At 71.2% G+C, this 20,131-nt stretch carries 16 protein-coding genes; 14 read left to right on the top strand and 2 right to left on the bottom strand.

The genetic code is table 11. The features are described 5' to 3' along the window. Positions 1-2 precede the first annotated feature (2 nt). The 13 genes from ACY34J_RS15550 to ACY34J_RS15490 all read left to right on the top strand — a co-directional run bounded on the left by ACY34J_RS15550 (position 3) and on the right by ACY34J_RS15490 (position 17,322). Entirely contained in the window at positions 3-605 is a 603-nt protein-coding gene (locus ACY34J_RS15550; RefSeq protein ID WP_462727068.1) for a hypothetical protein, read from the top strand. Next, entirely contained in the window at positions 602-1,264 is a 663-nt protein-coding gene (locus tag ACY34J_RS15545; RefSeq protein ID WP_462727067.1) for a CIS tube protein, read from the top strand. Before ACY34J_RS15550 ends, ACY34J_RS15545 begins: the two co-directional genes overlap by 4 nt. Before the next feature lie 5 nt (positions 1,265-1,269). Continuing rightward, a complete protein-coding gene (locus ACY34J_RS15540; RefSeq protein ID WP_462727066.1) occupies positions 1,270-1,638 on the top strand; it encodes a hypothetical protein in 369 nt (122 codons plus the stop codon). After that, a complete protein-coding gene (locus tag ACY34J_RS15535) occupies positions 1,631-2,773 on the top strand; it encodes a hypothetical protein (protein ID WP_462727065.1) in 1,143 nt (380 codons plus the stop codon). The genes ACY34J_RS15540 and ACY34J_RS15535 overlap by 8 nt, the downstream gene beginning before the upstream one ends. Positions 2,774-2,807: 34 nt before the next feature. Further along, positions 2,808-3,326 (top strand): phage baseplate assembly protein V, encoded by a 519-nt coding sequence (locus ACY34J_RS15530; RefSeq protein WP_462727064.1) that lies wholly within the window; start codon positions 2,808-2,810, stop codon positions 3,324-3,326. Between the two features lie 49 nt (positions 3,327-3,375). Continuing rightward, complete coding sequence (locus tag ACY34J_RS15525; protein WP_462727063.1) at positions 3,376-3,678, top strand: hypothetical protein; 303 nt, start codon at positions 3,376-3,378, stop codon at positions 3,676-3,678. Positions 3,679-3,701: 23 nt separating this feature from the next. Next, positions 3,702-4,103: a GPW/gp25 family protein gene (locus tag ACY34J_RS15520; protein WP_462727112.1), complete on the top strand. Its 402-nt coding sequence runs from the start codon at positions 3,702-3,704 to the stop codon at positions 4,101-4,103. A gap of 115 nt (positions 4,104-4,218) precedes the next feature. Continuing rightward, positions 4,219-7,416 carry a putative baseplate assembly protein gene (locus ACY34J_RS15515; protein ID WP_462727062.1) on the top strand — a complete coding sequence of 1,066 codons (3,198 nt, stop codon included), beginning with the start codon at positions 4,219-4,221 and terminating at the stop codon, positions 7,414-7,416. Beyond that, a complete protein-coding gene (locus tag ACY34J_RS15510) occupies positions 7,413-11,210 on the top strand; it encodes a putative baseplate assembly protein (RefSeq protein WP_462727061.1) in 3,798 nt (1,265 codons plus the stop codon). Before ACY34J_RS15515 ends, ACY34J_RS15510 begins: the two co-directional genes overlap by 4 nt. A 232-nt stretch (positions 11,211-11,442) precedes the next feature. Continuing rightward, entirely contained in the window at positions 11,443-13,776 is a 2,334-nt protein-coding gene (locus ACY34J_RS15505; protein ID WP_462727060.1) for a hypothetical protein, read from the top strand. Positions 13,777-13,947: 171 nt separating this feature from the next. Continuing rightward, positions 13,948-15,435, top strand: a complete 1,488-nt coding sequence (locus ACY34J_RS15500) for a DUF6519 domain-containing protein (protein WP_462727059.1) — start codon at positions 13,948-13,950, stop codon at positions 15,433-15,435. A 1-nt stretch (position 15,436) separates the two neighbouring features. Further along, complete coding sequence (locus ACY34J_RS15495; RefSeq protein WP_462727058.1) at positions 15,437-16,372, top strand: peptidoglycan recognition protein family protein; 936 nt, start codon at positions 15,437-15,439, stop codon at positions 16,370-16,372. Next, complete coding sequence (locus ACY34J_RS15490; protein WP_462727057.1) at positions 16,372-17,322, top strand: peptidoglycan-binding protein; 951 nt, start codon at positions 16,372-16,374, stop codon at positions 17,320-17,322. Before ACY34J_RS15495 ends, ACY34J_RS15490 begins: the two co-directional genes overlap by 1 nt. A gap of 116 nt (positions 17,323-17,438) precedes the next feature. Here ACY34J_RS15490 and ACY34J_RS15485 read toward each other — a convergent pair whose 3' ends face one another. Further along, entirely contained in the window at positions 17,439-18,509 is a 1,071-nt protein-coding gene (locus ACY34J_RS15485; protein WP_462727056.1) for a glycoside hydrolase family 5 protein, read from the bottom strand. 230 nt (positions 18,510-18,739) lie between these two features. Between ACY34J_RS15485 and ACY34J_RS15480 the strand changes: the two genes are divergently transcribed. After that, positions 18,740-18,991, top strand: a complete 252-nt coding sequence (locus tag ACY34J_RS15480) for a WhiB family transcriptional regulator (protein WP_462727111.1) — start codon at positions 18,740-18,742, stop codon at positions 18,989-18,991. 166 nt (positions 18,992-19,157) lie between these two features. Here ACY34J_RS15480 and ACY34J_RS15475 read toward each other — a convergent pair whose 3' ends face one another. Beyond that, complete coding sequence (locus ACY34J_RS15475; RefSeq protein WP_462727055.1) at positions 19,158-20,126, bottom strand: acyl-ACP desaturase; 969 nt, start codon at positions 20,124-20,126, stop codon at positions 19,158-19,160. Positions 20,127-20,131: the final 5 nt, after the last annotated feature.

The following is a 20,131-nucleotide window of genomic DNA, read 5'->3' as shown; positions in this document are numbered from 1 at the left end:
CGATGTCAGAGCGTCTTGCGTCGTACACGTCTCGCCGCCTGGTCCTCAAGGGCTGGGGCAGCGAGGAAGAGGTCATGCAGTTCGCTGCGGGTGGCAATCTGGAATTACTGAGGGACGAGTCGTCGGATATTCGTCTCGGCATCACTCGTAATGTCATGTGGCGAGTAACGCCTGCGATTGTCCTGCAGTATGCAGTAGACAGCCGTTCGCAGTGTTCCGTTCTCGCGGTCACCGGCAAGCCTGCTGAGGATGTGCAGCGCATCGAAAAATCGATCGAGCAGAACTTGCATCCGTGGACGCTCAAGGAGCTGCTCTCTGCCGTAGACAAGGCAAAAGAGCCGGAGGAAGTGTCCCGCGCAGTGCTGCGGGCGGGCATGGGGGCGCCGAGGGACTTCGACAAGAAGTTCTTCAAACGCATTAAGAAGGCCATGCAGAGCAGTGATCCCAGCATTCGCAGCTCGGGCATTTGGGCAACTTCCTATTCCAGGTGGGAGGAGTTCCAGGAAATGCTCACGGAGATCTCCCGGCGAGACCCGGACGACTCTCTGCGCCGAGAAGCCCAGATCATCCTTGATCACTTCACCGAAGGGCGGGACGGCCCGTGACCCGCTACGCCGACATACCCAAACCCATCCGCTCCGGCCTCGTCATCGTCGACCCCGAGCGCGGCACCCCCCAGCGCGTCATCGTGCTGCAGTTCAACCCCGACACCCTCGAGCGCACGCTCGCCCCCCAGGCTGCGGGAGCGGACGGCGCCGGGGACCGCACCGAGGCGCTGCGGCTGAAGGGGCCGGCCGCGGAGACGTGGAAGTTCACCGCGGACATCGACGCAACCGATCAGCTCGAGATCGCGGCGCCCGACGGCATCCACCCCCAGCTGGCGACGCTGGAGATGCTCGTGCATCCCACGACCCGTCAGCTGCGCGCGGCCGAGGCGCTGGCCGCCCGCGGGACGCTCGAGATCACGCCCATCGAGGCCCCGCTCACCCTCTTCACCTGGGGGAGCAAGCGGGTCATGCCCGTGCGCCTCACCGAGTTCTCCATCAACGAAGAGGCGTTCGACGTCAACCTCAACCCGATTCGGGCCTCACTGAACATCACGTTCCGCGTCCTGTCCGTCAGCGATCTGCCGACCGGCCACTACGGCTCCGAGCTCTACCTCGCGCACCTCGCGCAGAAGGAGCGGCTCGCCGGAGCCGCCGTGGGCGGGCGGCCCGGAGCGCTCGGGCTGGCCGGAAGCAACATGAGGCTGGGAGGGATCTGACAGCCATGAACCCCCTGCAGGAGCCGACCCCCAGCGCGCTGGACGCGATACCCGCCGCGTCGAACTACCCGCGCTCCAGCCGCTATCACGATGTCGGCGTCGCCGTGCACACCGCACCCGACGGCACAGAAATCCGCTACACCAGGCGCCGCCTGCTGCCCCGGCCCGCGGACACCGGCGAGCACATCGTGCACACCGTCAGCAACGGCGAGCGCCCCGATCTGCTCGGCCGGCGATACCTCGGCAGCCCCGAGCAGTGGTGGCAGATAGCGGACGCCAATGCCGTACTCGATCCGCAGGAGCTGACCAGCGAACCCGGCACCCGGATCGAGGTTCCCGCCCTGGGCGGTTTCCCTGGGGGACCGCATGGCTGACACGCGCATCGGGCGCGGGCCCGTCCATCTCACCCTGCTCATGGGGCGGAAGCTGGCGCGCCCCGTCCCCCAAGAGGTGACCGACGCGCTGCTGTCCGTGCAGGTCACCATGACCGCCGGGGAACGGAGCGGGTTCCAGCTGGCGTTCGACCTGGCCAAGAACGGGCTGATCAACACCCAGCTGCTCCGCGACGGGTACTTCGACCCCGAGACGCGTGTGATCCTCACCGTCACCGTCCAGGGCACCCCCACCGTCCTCATGGACGGCGTGATCATCCGGCAGGAGGCCGGGGTCAGCAACCAGCCCGGCCAGTCGACCCTCACCGTCACCGGCGAGGACTTGACGGTACTGATGGACCTGGTCGAGCGCGCCGGTGTCCCGTATCCCGGGCTCGGCCCCGCCCAGCGCGTGCACCAGATCATCGACCGGTACGCGGAGTACGGGATCAGCCCGCTGGTGATCCCGGAGCTGGTGCCCCAGACCCCGATGCCGGAAAAGCGCATCGACTTCCAGAGCGGCACCGACCTCTCCTACGTCACCGAGCTGGCGAAGGCGAACGGCTTTGTCTTCTACCTCGACCCCGGGCCGGCCCCCGGGCGCAGCCGCGCGTACTGGGGCCCCGAAGTCCGCCTCGGCAAGCCGCAGCACGCGCTCAACGTCAACATGGACGCGCTCACCAACGTCGACCAGATGACCTTCGCCTTCGACGGCACCGCCCGTGAACAGCCGGAAGCCCGGGTGCAGTTCCAGGCCACCCGCGTCTCCGAAGTGCTGGACGTACCCGAGGTGAGCACCTTCCGGCCGCCACTGGCCCGCAAACCCGCGCCCGCACTGAAGAAGAAGGTCCTCGGCGGTACGGCGAAGAAGGAAGGCCCGGAGTCCCGGGCCGAGGTGCTGGCCAAGGCCATGGAGTCGGCCGACGCGGTCTCCGGCTCGGGGCAGCTGGACGTCGCACGGTACGGGTATGTGCTGCGGCCCCGGGAGCTCGTCGGGGTGCGCGGGGCCGGGATCACCTACGACGGCCTCTACTACGTCAAGAGCGTCACCCACGACCTCGGGCGGGGCTCCTTCACCCAGAACTTCACCCTGGCCCGCGAGGGACTGATCGCTCTCCACTCGACCGTCGTCCCCTGACCGCGACCGTGAACGCAACTGCTGGAGCCACCGCATGACCGCTGACAAGGGCCGCTACCTCGGCAAGTTCCGGGGCACCGTGGTCGACAACCGCGATCCCATGGGCATCGGCCGGATCCGTGCCCAGGTCCCCGACGCGCTGGGGGACACGCCGTCCTCGTGGGCGATGCCGTGCTTCCCGATGGCCGGACCCAAGATGGGCCAGTACGTCATCCCGCCCAAGGGCGCCGGCGTGTGGGTCGAGTTCGAGCAGGGGGACCTCAGCTACCCGATCTGGTCCGGGGCCTGGTACGGCACGGCTCAGGAGGTGCCGGCCGCCGCGGCCACGCAGACACCCGGCAACAGCAACGTGGTCGTCCAGAGCCCCGGCGAACGCCTGGTGCTGCTCTGCGACGAGGACGGCGAGAACGAGGGCATCACCCTGCACCACCCGTCCGGCGCGTACATCAAGGTCGACAAGACGGGGGTGCACATCAACAACGGCCGGGGCGCGGTGATTTCGCTCGTCGGCGACACCGTGAAGATCAACAATGACGCTTTCAGCGTGACCTGAGGGGGAGGGTCGCTTCTTGTCCGGAAACCTGTTGCACGTCGGTGCGACCGTGACATGCCCGCACGGGGCGCAGGCCACCGCCCTGCCCGCCCAGTCGCGGGTCCTGGTGGAGGGCCGGCCGGTCGCCAGTACGGCCGACCTCTACACCGTCACGGGGTGCACCTACAACGTCGGCGGCACGCCACAGCCGTGCACCACCGTGCGCTGGGCCGCGGGCGTCTCCGCCCGTATCCGTATCAACGGTGCGCCCGCGCTGCTGCGGTCCTCGACCGGGATCTGCCACAACTCCGAGCAGGCGCCGCAGGGATCGTCCACGGTGTCCGTCATCCAGCAGCGGGCGGTGGGGCAATGACAGCCACAGACAGCACGGAGCGGATGGTGGAGCTCACGGAGCACGACCCGCGTCCGGCACGGATCGACATCGCGTTCCCGTACCGGATCGACGGCCAGGGACGTACCGCGCGGGCCCCGTACGACGACCACGTGCGGGACATGATCGAGCAGCTGCTGTTCACCAGCCCCGGCGAGCGCGTGATGCGGCCGGACTTCGGGTGCGGGTTGCTGGACCTGGTGTTCGCGCCGAACAGCCCGGAGCTGGCCGCCACGCTGGAACTTTCGGTGCAGGCAGCGCTCCAGCGCTGGCTGGGGGATGTGATCGATGTCGAATCCCTCGACGTCGTCAGCGAGGAGAACGTGGTGCGGGTCCACCTGGCGTACGTCGTACGCCGCACCGGAGAGCGCCGCAGCGAAGTGTTCGAAGGCAGGGGAATCCGATGAGCGACGCGCGTGCGGCCGCCGGGCCGCAGACGGGCACGATGCTCGCGCCTCTGGGCCGCACGGGCGACAGGGACATCAGCCGCTGGCGCGGCGGGGCGAGTGAAAGGGCGGGGGCATGAGCACGGAATGCCGCACCGAGCGGCGCAGGGCCGATGTCCGCGCGGCCAGCCTCAACGGGGTCGACGGGGTGGAGGTCGCCGACGACGGCCGTACCCTCACCGTCACCTTCCTCGGCAAGGCGCCGCGCGATGTCGGGCCGGAGAACATCCGGATCGACGGCGGCCGCCGCATCACCGGCATACGCGCCCTCGAGGTGACCGTCGAGGCCGAGGAGGACCCGGAGCTCGACGACCGGATGCACATCACGGTCGACCGGACGGGGGACACGTCCATCTACCGGCTGTCCGTCGTCCGCAGCGATGCGTACGGGCGCCCGGGCACGACCCCCTGCCCGGGGTTCGATCCGCGCTACGCCACCGCCGAGTTCGCCTTCGGACAGCCCTGCCCGACCGCCTTCGACTGCCACGACGACGAGGGGTGCCCGCCGGAGGTCCTCCCGGCACCCGTCATCGACTACGCCGCCCGCGACTACGACAGCCTGCGCAGCCTGGTCCTGGACCGGATGAGCCTCACCTCGCCCCACTGGGTGGAGCGGCACGTCCCCGACCTCGGCGTGACGCTGGCCGAGTTGCTCGCCTACACCGCCGACCAGCTGAGCTACCAGCAGGACGCGGTGGCCACCGAGGCGTACCTGGACACCGCCCGGCTGCGGGAGTCCGTACGGCGCCACGTCCGGCTCATCGACTACGCGATGCACGACGGCTGCAACGCCCGTACGTTCATCACCCTGACCACCGACGAGTACCTCATCCTGGAACAGGGCCAGTACCGCTTCGCCGCCGTCGACGTCAGCCGGCTCGGTCCGCAGGAGCGGCCGGACCTCGGCGCGGTCATCAGCGACGAGGACCTGGACCGGCTGCCCGCGGGCGCCTCGCTCGAGGTCTTCGAACCGCTCGGCGCCGGGGACCTCTTCCTGCGGCCCGAGCACAACACCATCAGCTTGTGGACCTGGGGCGACGAGGAGTGCACCCTGCCCAAGGGCGCCACCCGTGCCACGCTGCGCGACGCCTGGGTGGACGACTGCGAGGAAGACGAGCCCCGGCAGCGGCTGCTGAACCTGACGCCCGGTGACCTCCTCGTCATCGAGGAAGTCCTCGGGACCCGCTCCGGCGCCCCCGCCGACGCCGATCCCGCACACCGGCAGGCCGTCCGTCTGACCTCCGTCACCCCGCTCGTGGACGAGCTGTACGACCAGCCCGTCCTCGAGGTGACCTGGGCCGCCGCGGACGCCCTCACCTTCCCGGCGTGCCTGTCCATCCCCGGCGGCCTCGACTGCATGGGGGCACCTCCCAGCGGTAGCTGGGGGACGGTAGCCGACGTCACCGTCGCCCGCGGCAATGCCGTGCCCGCCGACCACGGCCGCTCGCTCACCTTCTGCGGGGGCGCGCCGGAGCGCTTTCCCGTACCGCCGGAGCCGGTCACCGTCGCGCCGTGCGAGCCGCCCGAGTTCGGCTGCGGCGACCGCGGCGAGGACAGCCCCTCCGCGCAGCTCCTGCGCAACCTGCTGGAGCAGACAGGCTCCGGCCGCAGGCTCACCGTCGCCCAGGTGCGCGACCTGCGGGCCGTGCTCGGGGAGGAGGCGGTGAGCCGGGCCGGGCTGGATATCCATCTCGCTCCCGGCACCACCGACGAGGAGCGCGTCCGGCCGGCAGCGGCCGACGAGCAGGCCGACACCCTTCAGACGCTGCTCGCCCAGGTCACCTATCCGCAGGTGCCCCGGCCGCTGAGGCCCGTACTGCGCTACGCACCCGTCACGCAAGCGGCGCCCTACCCGGACCCGCAGCAGGTCTCCGCGAGGCAGGCCGCGCTGCTGGCCGCCATCCCCGGCCGCGTCCGGGAGCGGCTGGAGGAGCTGTGGCGCTCGGCCGTGGACTGTGCCGGGCTCAGCGAGGACGAAATCGCCGAGTTGAGCATCCTGTTCGGCGACCGCGCCCTGCAGGACGTCGACATCCGGCACCGGCCCGCCCAGGGCTTGCGGGAACTGCTCGCGCGCCGCGAGGCCCTGCTCACGCCCAAGCTGAAGCGCCTTCAGGTGCTCACCGCCCGCGCCCGCGCCGGCGGGGTGCTGGACCGCTTCATCGCCTGGGAGATCACCCAGAGCTGGGGCGATCCGTACGGCGCCGGGCTGGAACCCGACGACCCGGTGCTCGCGGGCCCGGCGTCCGCCGCCCTGGCGTCCGACCCGCGCGCCGCCCTGCCGGCCGTACGGGCCTCGGTACGGACCTCCGCCGGCGAGAAGGTGTGGACGCCGCGCCGGGACCTGCTCAGCAGCGGGCCCCGCGACCGGCACCTGGTCGGTGAGGCCCGGACCGACGGCAGGCTCGCGCTGCGCTTCGGTGACGGCCGGCACGGTGCGGCGCCCGATCCCGCCTCGACGCTCGAAGTGGCCTACCGGGTGGGCAACGGCACCGCGGGCAACCTGGGCCCGGAGGCCATCGGCCACCTGGTCGTGTGCCGCCCCGCAGCCGACTGCGGTGAGCCCGCGCCGTACGCCGCTGTCACCCGGGTCCGCAATCCGCTGCCCGCGGTCGGCGGCACCCAGCCGGAAGCCCTCGAAGAGGTACGGCAGTTGGCGCCGCAGGCCCTCCAGCACACCAAGTTGCGTGCCGTCACCCCGCAGGACTACGCCGAACTCGCGGCCGCCGTCCCCGGCGTGCAGCGCGCCACCGCCGAACAGCGCTGGACCGGCAGCGTCCAGGAGATGCACGTCGCCATCGACGCCCTCGGCACCGGCGCGCCCGACCATGCGCTGCTGGACGCGGTGGCGCACAGCCTCGAGCGGTACCGGCGCATCGGGCACGACCTCGTCGTACGGCCGGCGCTCCTCGTCCCGCTCGACATCACGGTGGAGGTGTGCGCCGCCCCCGGCTGTCAGCGCGGCCACGTCCTGGCCGAGGTGCGCCGGGTGCTCGGCAGCCGCAGGCTGCCCGACGGCCGGCTCGGCTTCTTCCACCCCGACGCGCTCAGCTTCGGCGAGCCCGTCCGGATCAGCCGCCTGGTCGCCGCCGCGGCCGCGGTGCCCGGGGTGCTGAGCGCCCGGGTGACCCGGCTGCGGAGGTTGTTCCGGCAGCACGACGGGGAGCTGGCGGCGGGCCTGCTGCGCCTTGGCCCGCTGGAGATCGCCCAATGCGACAACGACCCCGACTGGCCGGAAAACGGCCTGCTCACGCTCGTAATCGGAGGTGGCCGATGACCGGCCGGAGTTGCGGCTGCGGCTGCGGCGGCACCGACGCACTCAAGCACAGGGAAGTCTTCAACCCGCCGGGGCGGACCGCCCTGGACTACCGGGTGGGCCGGTACGGCGACTTCCGGGCCGCCATGCTCGCCCGGCTGTCAGGCCCCGCCTACCCGGCACTGCGGAATCTGACGGTCCGTACGACCGACGACCCGGCGATCGCCCTGCTGGACGCCTGGGCGGTGCTGGGCGATCTGCTCACCTTCCACACCGAGCGGATCGCGAGCGAGGGCTATCTGCGCACCGCGACCGAGGAGCGCTCCCTCGAACTGCTGGGCCGGCTGGTGGGCCACCGGCCCCGCCCGGGTGTCGCGGCCGACACCTTCCTGGCGTACTCCCTGGACCGGGACACCCGCTCTGACGAGGAGCTGACGGTGACGATCCCGCGCGGGGCGCGCGCCACCAGCGTCCCGGCGCGGCCCGGCCAGGAGCCGCAGTCGTTCGAGACGGACGAGGACCTGGCGGCCCGCTGGTCGTGGAACGAGCCGGCCGTACGGCGGCGCCGTCCGTACCAGCTCACCGCGCGGCGGCTGCGGCAGCGTCGCGAGATACATGTGGCGGGGACCGGGAACAACCTCAAGCCCGGCGACCAGCTGCTGTTCGTCTTCAGTGCGGAGAAGAGCGCCGACCGCGCACAGCGGCTGCTGTTGCCCGCGGCGCACGTGACCATCGACCGCGACTCCGACACCACGGTGGTCGGGCTCCCCGGCGCCACCCTGCCGTCGCTCGAGGCGCTGCTGGAGGAGCTGCAGAAGTGGATAACAGAGGGCAGGGACAGTCCGAATCCGCGGCCTCAGGGCAGCCCGGTCATCGCCGGCTTCGACGCGCAGGTGCTCGCCCCTCTCCGCGCCGACCTCGATCTGCTCGACACCGCGACGAAGTTCGCCCACCGGCTGGCCGAGACCGTCGAACGCCTGCGTGAGGCCGCGGAGTTGGCGCAGGGCCACGCCGAGGTGGCCGACTGGTTCGAGGACCTGGACGCCAAGCTCGTCGAACTGCAGGAAGCGGCCCGGGAGCTGGAACCCCCGCAGCCGGAGGACGACGACAAGCAGACTCCGAAGCCCGGGCGGCAGAGCCCGAGCCTGTACGAGGGGCTGGGCCTCGCCCGCCTGCCGGCGAGCGGTGACAGCGAGGACGGCGACTGCACCAGCGACGTCTTCCAGCCCGCGGTACGCGGCCTCGGCTCACTGCTCGCCGCGCTGCGGACCGCCCCGGCCCGGCCGCCCGCCGGCGCGCGCCACCTCCCGCGCGACCCCCAGCGGATCTACGCGCCGGGTGCCGACCAGGGCGCCCGCCTGCTGACCGCGCTCGACCCCCGGCTGAGGGACGGCCTCTACACCGCCTGGCGGCGGGCAGACTTCACCGCCCCGCTCGCGCTGCGCGAGGTGCAGGCGATGCGGGTCACCGCCACGCCGTTCGGCGCGACCGCCCCGCTCAAGCCGGCGTACGACGCGTCGGGCAAGGTCGTACGGCACGACGACTGGCCGCTCACCGGCAGCAAGCTGCTCAGTGTGCGCATCGGATACACCGGTGCGCAGACGGCGCCCCACCAGGCGGACTTCTCTTACGTCGAGGGCGGCGGCTCAGTACAAAAGAGCCTCCCGCTGCCGTACGACGGTCCCGTCTTCGACTTCGGCCCCGGCCGGATCGACCTGCGGACCCGTGAACCGGACCCGAACGGCCAGGAGGAGCCGGGCGTCACCGTCCGGTTCCTGCCCGAGCTGCCCCGCCGTACGGTCGTCGCCTCCTATCCCGGCCAGGACGGCAGGATCCGCGTCAGCCTGGGGGAGGGCACCGAACCGATCGACCTCGGGCCCGGCGACGAGCACGAGACCGAACTCGACGGCATGAAGGTGACGGTCCGCCGCACCGACGAGGGCCACGCCACCTCCGTGGAGGCCGCGTTCTCCTCCCGGCTGCAGCAGACCTCCCGCAATGTGCTCGCACTCGACGCCGTGTACGACGGGCTCGCCCCCGGCCAGTGGGCCGCGGTCCACCGGCCCCGCAAGGGCGTGGCGGGCCAGGTGCCCGGCGACCCCGAGCTGGCGCTCGTCATCACCCGGATCACGGGCGTACGGGTGCTCTCCCGCGCCGACTTCGGCATCACCGGCAAGGTCACCGAGCTCACCCTCGAGGACCCCTGGCTGGACAACGAGGACACCCTGCTCTCCCACATCCGGGACACCAGCGTCTACGCCCGCGGCGAGAGCCTGCGCCTCGCCGACGAGCCGCTGACCGAGGACGTACACGGCAACGAGCTGGAACTCGCCGACCTGCACGAGGGGTTGGTGCCCGGCCGCCGGCTCGTCGTCACCGGCGAGCGCACCGACATCCCAGGGACCACCGGGGTGCGCGGCACCGAGCTCGCCATGATCGCGGGCGTCGAGCAGACCGTTGACCCGAAGCTGCCCGGCGACGCCGTCCACACCACCCTCACCCTCGCCACCGACCTGGCCTACCGCTACCGCCGCGACACCGTCCGGGTGCTGGGCAATGTCGTACGGGCCACGCAGGGTGCCACGCGGGACGAGGCGATCGGCAGCGGTGACGCGAGCAAGGCCCACCAGAGCTTCGCACTGTGGCAGGGGCCGCTCACCTGGCTGGCCGCCGACAACCCCAAGGGCGCTCAGAGCACCCTGGAGGTCCGGGTCGACGGCGTGCTCTGGCACGAGGTCGACAGCCTCGCCGGCCGTGGGCCCACGGAGCCGGTCTACGTCACCGGCGCCACCGCCGACGGCCGGGTCACCGTCACCTTCGGCGACGGCGTACACGGCGCCAGGCTGCCCACCGGCCAGGAGAACGTACGGGCCCGCTACCGGGTCGGCATCGGCAAGGACGCCAACGTCGGGGCGGGCCGCATCACCCAGGCCGTCTCGCGGCCGCTGGGGGTCTCGGCGGTCACCAATCCGCTGCCGGCGACCGGCGGCACCGACCCGGACGGGCCGGGACTGGCCCGCCGCAACATCCCCCTCTCGGTCACGGCGTTGGACCGGCTGGTCTCGGTGCCCGACTACGAGGACTTCGCCCGCGCGAGGGCCGGCATCGGCCGGGCCGGCGCGCGGAAGCTCTACGACGGCGTGCGCGAGACCGTGCACGTCACCGTGGCCGGGGTGGACGACATCCCGCTCACCCAGGACTCCGACGTCGTACGCACCCTGCACTCGGCGCTGACGGAGTACGGCGACGCCGGGCTCGCGGTCGAAGTCGCCCTGCGGGAGCTGGTGCTGCTGGTCGTCGTCGCCCGGATCAAGGTGCTGCCCGACTACTCCTGGGACCTGGTCGAACCGGCCGTGCGGCGCGCGCTGCTGGCCCGGCTCGGCTACCCGGGCCGGGAACTGGGCCAACCCGCCTACCTCTCCGAGGTGCTGGCCGCCGCCCAGTCCGTGCCGGGCGTGGACTACGTCGACGTCGACGCCTTCTCCGGCATCCCCGGCGACCTCACCCCGGCCGGGCTGGAGCACCTCGCCGAGCGGCTCAGCAGGCCGCAGCCAGTCGTGGAGGCGCGGCTCGCGCGGTTCGCCGAGCACCGCTACCGCATCGAGCGGCCGGACGGCGAAACCCTCACCGAGGTGGCCGCCCGGCACGGCATCTCCATCGCCGAACTGCTGCGCCTCAACCCCGACATCACCGACACCCGTCCGCTGCCCGCGGGCCGATCGGTGGTCGTCTTCCGCGGAATCCGGCCCGCGCAATTCGCAGTCCTGAATCCGGACCTGCCGGACACGCTGATTCTCCAGGAGGTCGTCCGGTGAGCGCCCGCCCGTCACCTACCACCACCCTTCCAAGGAAGGCTCCCCCAGACTTCGTCCGGGGGGACCCCCACCGCGCCGCACCTGTGGATCGCACCACCACTCGGCAGCAGACGACCACGATGCCCGCACCTCTGCTCCCTCCTTGCCCGCCGTCGGGCAGGAGGGGCCCAGCGAGCGGAGATGGGGGCACCTCCCAGGCGACAGCGCTGGGGGAGAACGAAAGGGGCGCAGCATGACCAGGGATCCTGACGGCCTCGCGGAGCTGCTGCCGCAGTGGCACCGGATGCGGGACGCCGAGGCCGGCGAGCCCCTGCGCGCGCTGCTCGGCGTCATCAGCGAGCAGGTCGACCTGGTGCGCTCCGGCATCGAGCAGAATTACGCGGACTGGTTCATCGAGACCTGCGACGACTGGGTCGTGCCGTACATCGGCGACCTGATCGGCTACCGGATCCTGCCGGGCTACGAGGATGTGCTCGCCACCGGCCTGACGCCGGAGCCGGGGGACGGCGGACGGGCCGAGTCCCGGCGGCGGCTCGCCCGCCGGCTGGCCCCGCGACGGGACGTGGCCGACACCGTCGCCAACCGCCGCCGCAAGGGCACGCTCGCCCTGCTCGAGGAGCTGTCGGAGTCGGTGGCCGAATGGCCCGCGCGGGCCGTGGAGTTCTCCCGGCTGCTCGCCGGCCAGCAGCCCGTTCGGCTCCTCAGCACCGGTCAGGAGGCATCTTCTCTCGCTCGTCCTCTCGCTCGCCTCCGGGCGCTTGGACCCGGCGTCGACGGTCGGCCGTGCTCGGGCCCTCGTTCCTCGGGCCCTCCGCGCGCGCTCCCTATCGACACCGGCGCGCCCTTCGGCTCGAACACGACCCGGCTGTCGCGCGGGCGGCTCGCCGACGTACGGGACGGGGCCGGCCTCGACCTGCTGGGCGGGCCGTTCGATGAACAGGCGCACACCGTGGACGTACGGCGCGCCGCGTCCCGGCGCCGGCAGGGCGGCCTCACACCCGCGGGCGTCGGCCTGTTCGTGTGGCGGCTGAAGCCGTACTCGCTGACGCGGGCCCCCGCGTACTGCATCGACCGCGCCCGGAACCTGTTCACCTTCTCGGTGCTCGGCAACGACACCCCGCTGGTGACCAAGCCGGAGCCGGAGCCCGCGGCGACGCATATCGCGACGATAGACAACGTCCCGGCGTACATCTCGCGCCGCCGTCTCGCCGACCGGCTCGCGGACTACTACGGCCCCGGCAAGAGCCTGGCGATCTGGCGGGACGGCGAGTTCGAGCCCATCCCGCCGAGCGACATCGTGGTGGCGGACCTGACGGACTGGACCTACCGGCCGGGGCGCGGGCAGGTCGTGGTCGACCCGGTGCTCGGCCGGATCGCCTTCGGGTCCCGCTCGGCCCCCAAGCGCGGCGTGTGGGTCAGCTACCACTACGCGTTCAGCGATGACATGGGCGGCGGCGAGTACCCGCGCGAGCGGACCACACCGCGGGACGCGGCCATCTACAAGGTCGGACCCGGCGCCCGGTTCGAGAAGATCACCGACGCGTACGAGCAGTGGCGCGAGGACAAGGCCGCGGGAAGGGCGCCGGGGGAGGGGATCATCGAGATCACCCACAGCGGCGCCTACCAGGAACAGCTGGACTTCGAACTCGGCCCCGGCGACCGGCTGCAGCTGCGCGCCGCCGAGGGCACGCGGCCGGTCATCCGGCTGCTCGACTGGTACAGCAACCGCCCCGACGCCCTCAACATCCGCGGCAACCCGGCTCCGGACGGCGAGATGTGCGAGGAGTCCCGCATCGTGCTGGACGGACTGCTGATCTCCGGACGCGGGGTGCAGGTCAGCGGGCCGGTCGGTTCGGTCGTGATCCGGCACTGCACGCTGGTGCCCGGCTGGTCGCTGGAGCCGCACTGCGAGCCGCACTCCCCCGAGGAGCCCAGCCTGGTGCTGGACTGCACCTCGGTGTGTGTACAGATCGAGCGGAGCATCCTCGGCACGATCCTGGTCATCGGCGACGAGGTGAACACCGACCCGCTGCCGGTCCACATCGCCGACAGCATTCTGGACGCCACCGGGCCGGACAGAGAGGCGCTGTCCGCGCCCGACTGCCGGCACGCCCACGCCGTCCTGCACGCCTACCGCACCACCGTGATCGGCGAAGTGCACACCCACGCCGTGCAGATCGCGGAGAACAGCATTTTCGACGGACGGATGCATGTGGCGCGGCGCGGCATCGGCTGCATGCGGTTCAGCTACGTACCGCACGGCTCGCGGACCCCGCGCCGCTACCACTGCCAGCCGGACCTGGTGCGGGCCGCCGCCGAGCCGGGGATGAAGGACGTCGAGGCGCTGAGGGTGCGGCCGCGGTTCACCAGCGTGCGGTACGGAACGCCTGCATACGGCCGGCTGGCGGCGGGCTGTGCGCCTCAGATCGCGCGGGGTGCGGAGGACGGCTCCGAACTCGGCGCGTTCCACGAGCTGTTCGAGCCGCAGCGCGAGGACAACCTGCGCGCCCGTATCGAGGAGTACACACCGGCCGGCACCGACGCCGGGATCTTTCATGTCACGTAAGCACCGCAGCACCACCGGCCCCGGGGGCCGGTCCGCCCCATCGCCGGGCGCTTCGCGCCCGGCTCTCCCCGGGCACCCGCCCGTCGTGGGCCGGGTGGGCGGGACTCACACGCGCCGCGGGCGCGTGAACCGGCCGATACGTCCAACCTCACGCACTCCCTAGGGGGAACCATGTACGGGGACTTCTCCCGTAACACCTTCCGTCCCGGCAAGCGGTACTCCGCGGTCCTCGCTCAGCAGGGCCGGGTCCAGCTCGACGCCGACGCCAACGAGCAGGCGGCCATTCAGCTGCATCAGGCGCGCACGATCGCCGCCGACCTCATCGGGCAGCACGGCGGGCCCGCCGCCGCTGCCGGCTTCAAGATCGAATACGTGCCGGGCAACCGAGAGCTGGACGACCTCACCATCGGCGGCGGCCGCTACTACGTGGACGGCATTCTCCTCGACGCCACCCGTCCCGCCTCCGGTGTGCCCGCGGAGCGCCAGGACGACGGCCACGGCCATGGACACGACCACGACCACGGTCACGATGGGCCCAAGTCCGAGGCCGCGGCCGCGACTACGGCTCCAGCCGACGGGACGCGGTGGACCTACTGGGAGCAGCCCGACGCCTACCTCGACCCCGAGCGCGCCGAGGACCGGTTGCCGGACGAATTCCCGTATGTCGTCGCCCTGAAGGTGTGGGAGCGTACGGTCACCGCCGCCGAGGACCCCGAGATCCGCGAGGTCGCCCTGGGCGCCGCACTGCCCGACACCGCCGCCCGCGCCAAGGTGGTCTGGCAGCTGGAGACGGTGACGGCCGGTGACCTGGGCATCTCCGACGACAGCAGCGCGGATGACGCGGTGGAGGCGTTCGGCCGGTGGGCCGCCCACAGGACCGCGCCCGCCGGGCAGTTGGCCGCCCGCGGCGAGCGCCCTGCCCACGCGGACGACGACCCCTGCCTGGTCCACCCCGAAGCCCGCTACCGGGGCCAGGAGAACCAGCTCTACCGCGTGGAGATCCACGTCGGCGGAACGGCCCGCGAGGGCGCCACCTTCAAGTGGTCCCGGGAGAACGGCTCGGTGGTCTTCCCGGTCGCGGGGTTCGACGGCACCTGGGCCGAACTGGTCTCCCTCGGCGGCGATGACAAGCTGGCCCTGGACGTCGGCGACTGGGTTGAGGCCGTGGACTCCGCGTACACCAGCCGCGGTGAGCCCGCCCCGCTGCTGCGGGTCGAGGAGATCGACCTGCCGGGGCGGCGGGTGCGGCTGTCCGACGAGCCGGTGCCGGGCGTCGGCCGGATCGCCGAGCGCCACCCCTTCCTGCGGCGCTGGGACCACCGGGCCACCGGCGGACGCGGTACGCCGAAGCCGGCCGGTGGCGCGCTGACCATCAAGGAGGGCGGCTGGATCGACCTGGAGGACGGCGTCCAGGTGTGGTTCGCGCCCGGCGGCGACTACCGGCACGGCGACCACTGGCTGATCCCGGCCCGTACGGTCACCGGCACCGTCGAGTGGCCGCGCAGCGCCGCCGCCGAGCCCCTGCTGCGGGCGCCGCTCGGCATCGCGTACCACTACGCCCCGCTCGCCTGGGTGCCCAGCGAAGGCACCGTCGAGGACCTGCGGAACGTCTTCCCGGCGCTGTCCTCCCCGGTCCGCCGGGCCGCACAGGAGGGCTGAGGTGGCGCTCTGCCCCTTCGCGACGGTCAGGCTGGTACCGGGCTCACGGTCGGGCCCGAGGCCGGCTGCGCGCGGACGTACGGCGGGGACCAAGGACCGTATCCGGCCGACCCAGATCATCAGCCACACCCTGGACGGAGCGCTGACCGGCCGGGCGGGGCAGGGCCACTTCGGGATCGGCCGGGACGGGGAGATCGTGCAGTGGCGGGACACCGGCGTACGGGCGGCCGCCGCGCACCGGGCCGACCGGCGGCCGGACGGTACGGGCGCGCTCTCCGTCGAGACGGAGGGCCGCCCGTCCGAGCCGTGGACCGGGAGCCAGATGGATGCGCTGGTGCGGCTGCAGGTGTGGCTGATGCGCCGTCACCGCACGATCGGACGCCGGATCTGCCGCTCCGCGGCCGACCCGGGACTTGGCCACCATGCGCTGTTCGGCGCGCCGGGGTCCTGGGCCACGGTGGCCAAGAGCTGCCCGGGGCCACGACGCATCGAGCAGTGGCGGGAGGACGTGGTTCCGCGCGTGCTCGCCGCCCTCAATCGCACGGAGGACAACATGCCGACACCGGAACAGATCGCCGACGCCGTGATCAAGCAGCTCATCTCCTCCGAACTGCCCGGCGTGACCGGCGAGGACGGCCGGCCCCGCTCCCCCCAGGAGCTGATCACGGCCGCGGTGACGTGGGCACAGCGGTCGGCGGAGCGTACCGAGCGCCTTGAGCGGCGGCTGGACGACATCTCCCGGTGGCTGTTCGCGCTGGACGGCGAGCAGACCAAGGGCACCGCGCCGCCCCAGGAGTCCTGGCCGGGGGCCGGCTCCCCGGGCGGGGCCGAGCACCAGCCGACGGCCCGACCCGACTCCCGCGAAGGAGTCCTGGACACGGTCCTGGACTTCTTCGACCGCGACAGGGACGAGCCGGACAAGCAGGGGGAGCACTGATGGCCCGGCCTCTGTCGGCCGACCGGCTGGTCAAGGCCCTGCGCGCGGAGGGACTCAAGGTCGTCGAGCACCGCGGCTGGCGCACCCACAACCGGGCCGGTCATGGCCCGTGGGGCCCGATGCACGGCGTGATGGTCCACCACACCGGCGGCTCCGGCACCCAGGCGATGGTGAACCTCTGCTACAACGGCCGCTCCGATCTGCCCGGCCCGCTCTGCCACGGCGTCATCGCCAAGGACGGCACGGTGTATCTGGTCGGCAACGGCCGGGCGAACCACGCCGGGCTCGGCGACGACGAAGTTCTGCGCGCCGTGATCAATGAGAGGGCGCTGCCGCCGGACAACGAGGCGAACCGGGATGGCAACCGCCACTTCTACGGCTTCGAGTGCATCAACCGCGGCACGGGCGATGACGAGTGGCCGCCGGAGCAGCTGGAGGCGATCGAGAAGGCGTCGGCCGCGATCTGCCGTGCGCACGGCTGGTCGGCACGCTCGGTGATAGGGCACCTGGAGTGGCAGCCCGGCAAGATCGACCCCAAGGGCTTCTCCATGGCCGGGATGCGCAAGCGCATCGCGGAGCGGCTGCATGGCAAACAGGACGGCCCGGCCCATCCCGGCAAGCCCGCACCGGACAGACCGGAGAAGCCGCCCAAGCCCGAGAAGCCTCATAAGCCGGAGGAGCCGAGCAAGCCGAAGGAGCCGTCGTACGAACCCTTCCCGGGTGCGAGGTTCTTCCAGCCCGGGCGCCACAGCCCCATCATCACCGCCATGGGCAAGCGCCTGGTCGCCGAGGGCTGCGGCCGCTACAAGGTGGGTCCGGGGCCGGAGTGGACCGAGGCGGACCGCACGTCGTATGCCGCGTGGCAGCGCAAGCTCGGCTTTCACGGCAAGGCTGCCGACGGCATACCAGGCCGCACCAGCTGGGCGAAGCTGCACGTCCCGAATGTGTGACGCGCCCGGCTCACCGTCCGCCTGATACGGCAGTTGCGAAACCGCCCTCGCCGGCGCTTCCGGCGAGGGCGGTTCACGTGGCCGAACGCCGGGGGCGCTCCTCCACGCCCGGAGGTTCACCCTGCGCGCCTGACGCGCTCCCGGATCCAGACCCCAGCGGGCTTGAGCACGCTGTTGCCGGTGAACTTCGCACCGTAACAGGCCCCTTGCTTGAAGATCGAGCCGTCGCGCTCATCGTCGGAGATGCTCCAGTAGGTCCAGCTGATCTTCTTTCGGGCCATCAGGTCGACGAATTTCTGCGACATGATGAAGTCGTTGCCGTATCCCATCCACGACTGGGCTCCCCACTCCGTGACGAAAATGGGAAGTCGGGAGGAGGCGCGGCGCAGGGCGTTGAGGTAGTTGTCCCGGTGCGTCTGGGCATAGAAGTGGAACGTGTACATGATGTTGGAGGCGCGTACGGGGTTCTTGACGACCTCCTGCTCACTGCCGCCGTCGGTCACCCCGAGCGTGGACCAGGAGCGGGTGCCGACCAGGATGACGCTGCGGGGATCGATGGCGCGGATCACCGGAATTATCTTGTCCGCGTAGGTCTTGATTCTCGGCCAGGTCACCCTGCTGGGCTCGTTGGCGATCTCATAGATCACATTCGTCTTGTGCTTGTTCCGGGCGGCAATCTGCTTGAAATACGTCATTGCCTTGCCGATATCGAGGTTCGGGTCCCCCTCTTCGTTGATGTGCCAGTCCACGATGACGTACATGCCGTGGGCGCTCGCCATGTCGATCAATCGGTTCGTCAGGGCGGTGAACCTCGGCGGGTTGGTCACATACCCGCCTTCGTTCACATACGTCGAAATGCGCACGACGCTCGAATTCCAGTCGCGGGCAAGCGCATTGAACGTAGCGTTGCTCAGGCAATGGGCGCGCCGCTGAGTGCCGTCGCTGCTCATGCCCCGCAGCTGTATGGGCTTCCCGGACTCGTTGCACAGGTGGGTGCCGCAGACGTGGAGGCGGCCATTGATCCGGACCGGAGTCGTGGCCTGGATCGGAGCCCTGGGTTTGGAGGCCATGACCGCGGCCTTGTGTCTCGGGGGAGCTATGGGAGGAATGAAGAGCAGCGCCACCGCCATGACCACCGAGAACACGGCAGTATGGCCGGCCAGTCGCGCAGCAGCATCGCGGGTCATGGCAGACCTCGGACTCGAACGAAGCCGGCACACCAGGGCTTCTCAGCGGCCGAGAGACATCACCAGTCGCTGAAACGCCATGGCGTCATTTCGCCGAGTTGCCCAACCGGCCATGGGCTAACCACAAAGCGCATGCTTAGCGGGCCGCTGTACGGGAACCGGTCACTTCCGGCGATGACGTTGATCGGTCGTTGACGACCTGTTGATCGATGGGGGCGAGAGTGAGCGATATGTTGATCGATTGCACCGACCAGGAGCCGATTCCCGCGGAGCGCGACTCCGGCTGGCGGGAGCGCGCGCTCTGCGCACAGATCGGCCCCGAGTTGTTCTTTCCCGCCACCGGCGACTCGGCCCCCGAGGCCAAGCGGATCTGCCTGGCCTGTGAGGGGCGCGCGGAGTGCCTGGAATACGCGCTTGCCAACGACGAGCGGTTCGGCATCTGGGGCGGACTCTCGGAGAACGAGCGCAAGCACCTGCGGTAGCGCGGCGGGGGGCGCTCTCGTACGGCAGGCCCGGTGGCATCGCACCTGGCCGCCGCGCCTGCCGTATCGTACGGGGCCGTACAGTACGGCAGGCCCGGTGGCATCGCACCTGGCCGCCGCGCCTGCCGTATCGTACGGGGCCGTACAGCAAGGGTGTCCGCCGTGGTCAGGAGGCGCGGGCTGCCCGCCGCGCCAGCAGGGCCGCGCGCCGGTCCTCGAACTTCGTGGCCTGCTCATCGAGCCCGCCCAGGAACAGGCCGAGCTCCTCCTGCGCCTTGAGCCCCTCCGGGCCGAGCCCGGAGATCTCCATCACCTTCAGGTAGCGCAGCACCGGCTGCAGCACATCGTCATGGTGGATGCGCAGGTTGTAGATCCCGCCGATCGCCATCTGCGCCGCCGCCCGCTCGAAGCCGGGCATGCCGTGCCCGGGCATCCGGAAGTTCACCACGACATCGCGCACCGCGGCCATGGTCAGGTCGGGGGCGAGCTCGAAGGACTTCGCCAGCAGGTTCCGGTAGAAGATCATGTGCAGGTTCTCGTCGGTCGCGATCCGGGCCAGCATCCGGTCGCACACCGGGTCCCCGGAGTGGTGGCCGGTGTTGCGGTGCGAGATACGGGTCGCGAGCTCCTGGAAGGCCACGTACGCGACCGAGTGCAGCATGCTGTGCCGGTTGTCGGACTCGAAGCCTTCCGACATGTGGGCCATGCGGAATCGTTCCAGCTGTACGGGATCGACGGCGCGGCTGGTCAGCAGGTAGTCGCGCATGACGATGCCGTGCCGGCCCTCCTCCGCCGTCCAGCGGTGCACCCAGGTGCCCCACGCGCCGTCGCGGCCGAAGAGAGTGGCGATCTCGTGGTGGTAGCTGGGGAGGTTGTCCTCGGTGAGCAGATTGACCACCAGCGCTGTGCGGCCGATGTCACTGACCTTGGACTGCTCCGGAGCCCACGGCTCACCGCCCAGCGGGCCGTCGAAGTTCCGGCCGTCGCTCCACGGCACGTACTCGTGCGGCATCCATTCCTTGGCGACCTTCAGATGGCGGTTGAGTTCGGTCTCGACGACCTCCTCCAGCGCGTAGAGCAGGCGCGCGTCAGTCCACTCGTCCGAACCGACAAGGGGGTTGGGGGCGATGGTCACGAAGC

The sequence above is a fragment of the Streptomyces sp. HSS9-12 genome (assembly GCF_054963655.1).
The sequence above is the reverse complement of the archived record's forward strand: the minus strand, read 5'-3'. Positions and strand labels throughout refer to the sequence as shown.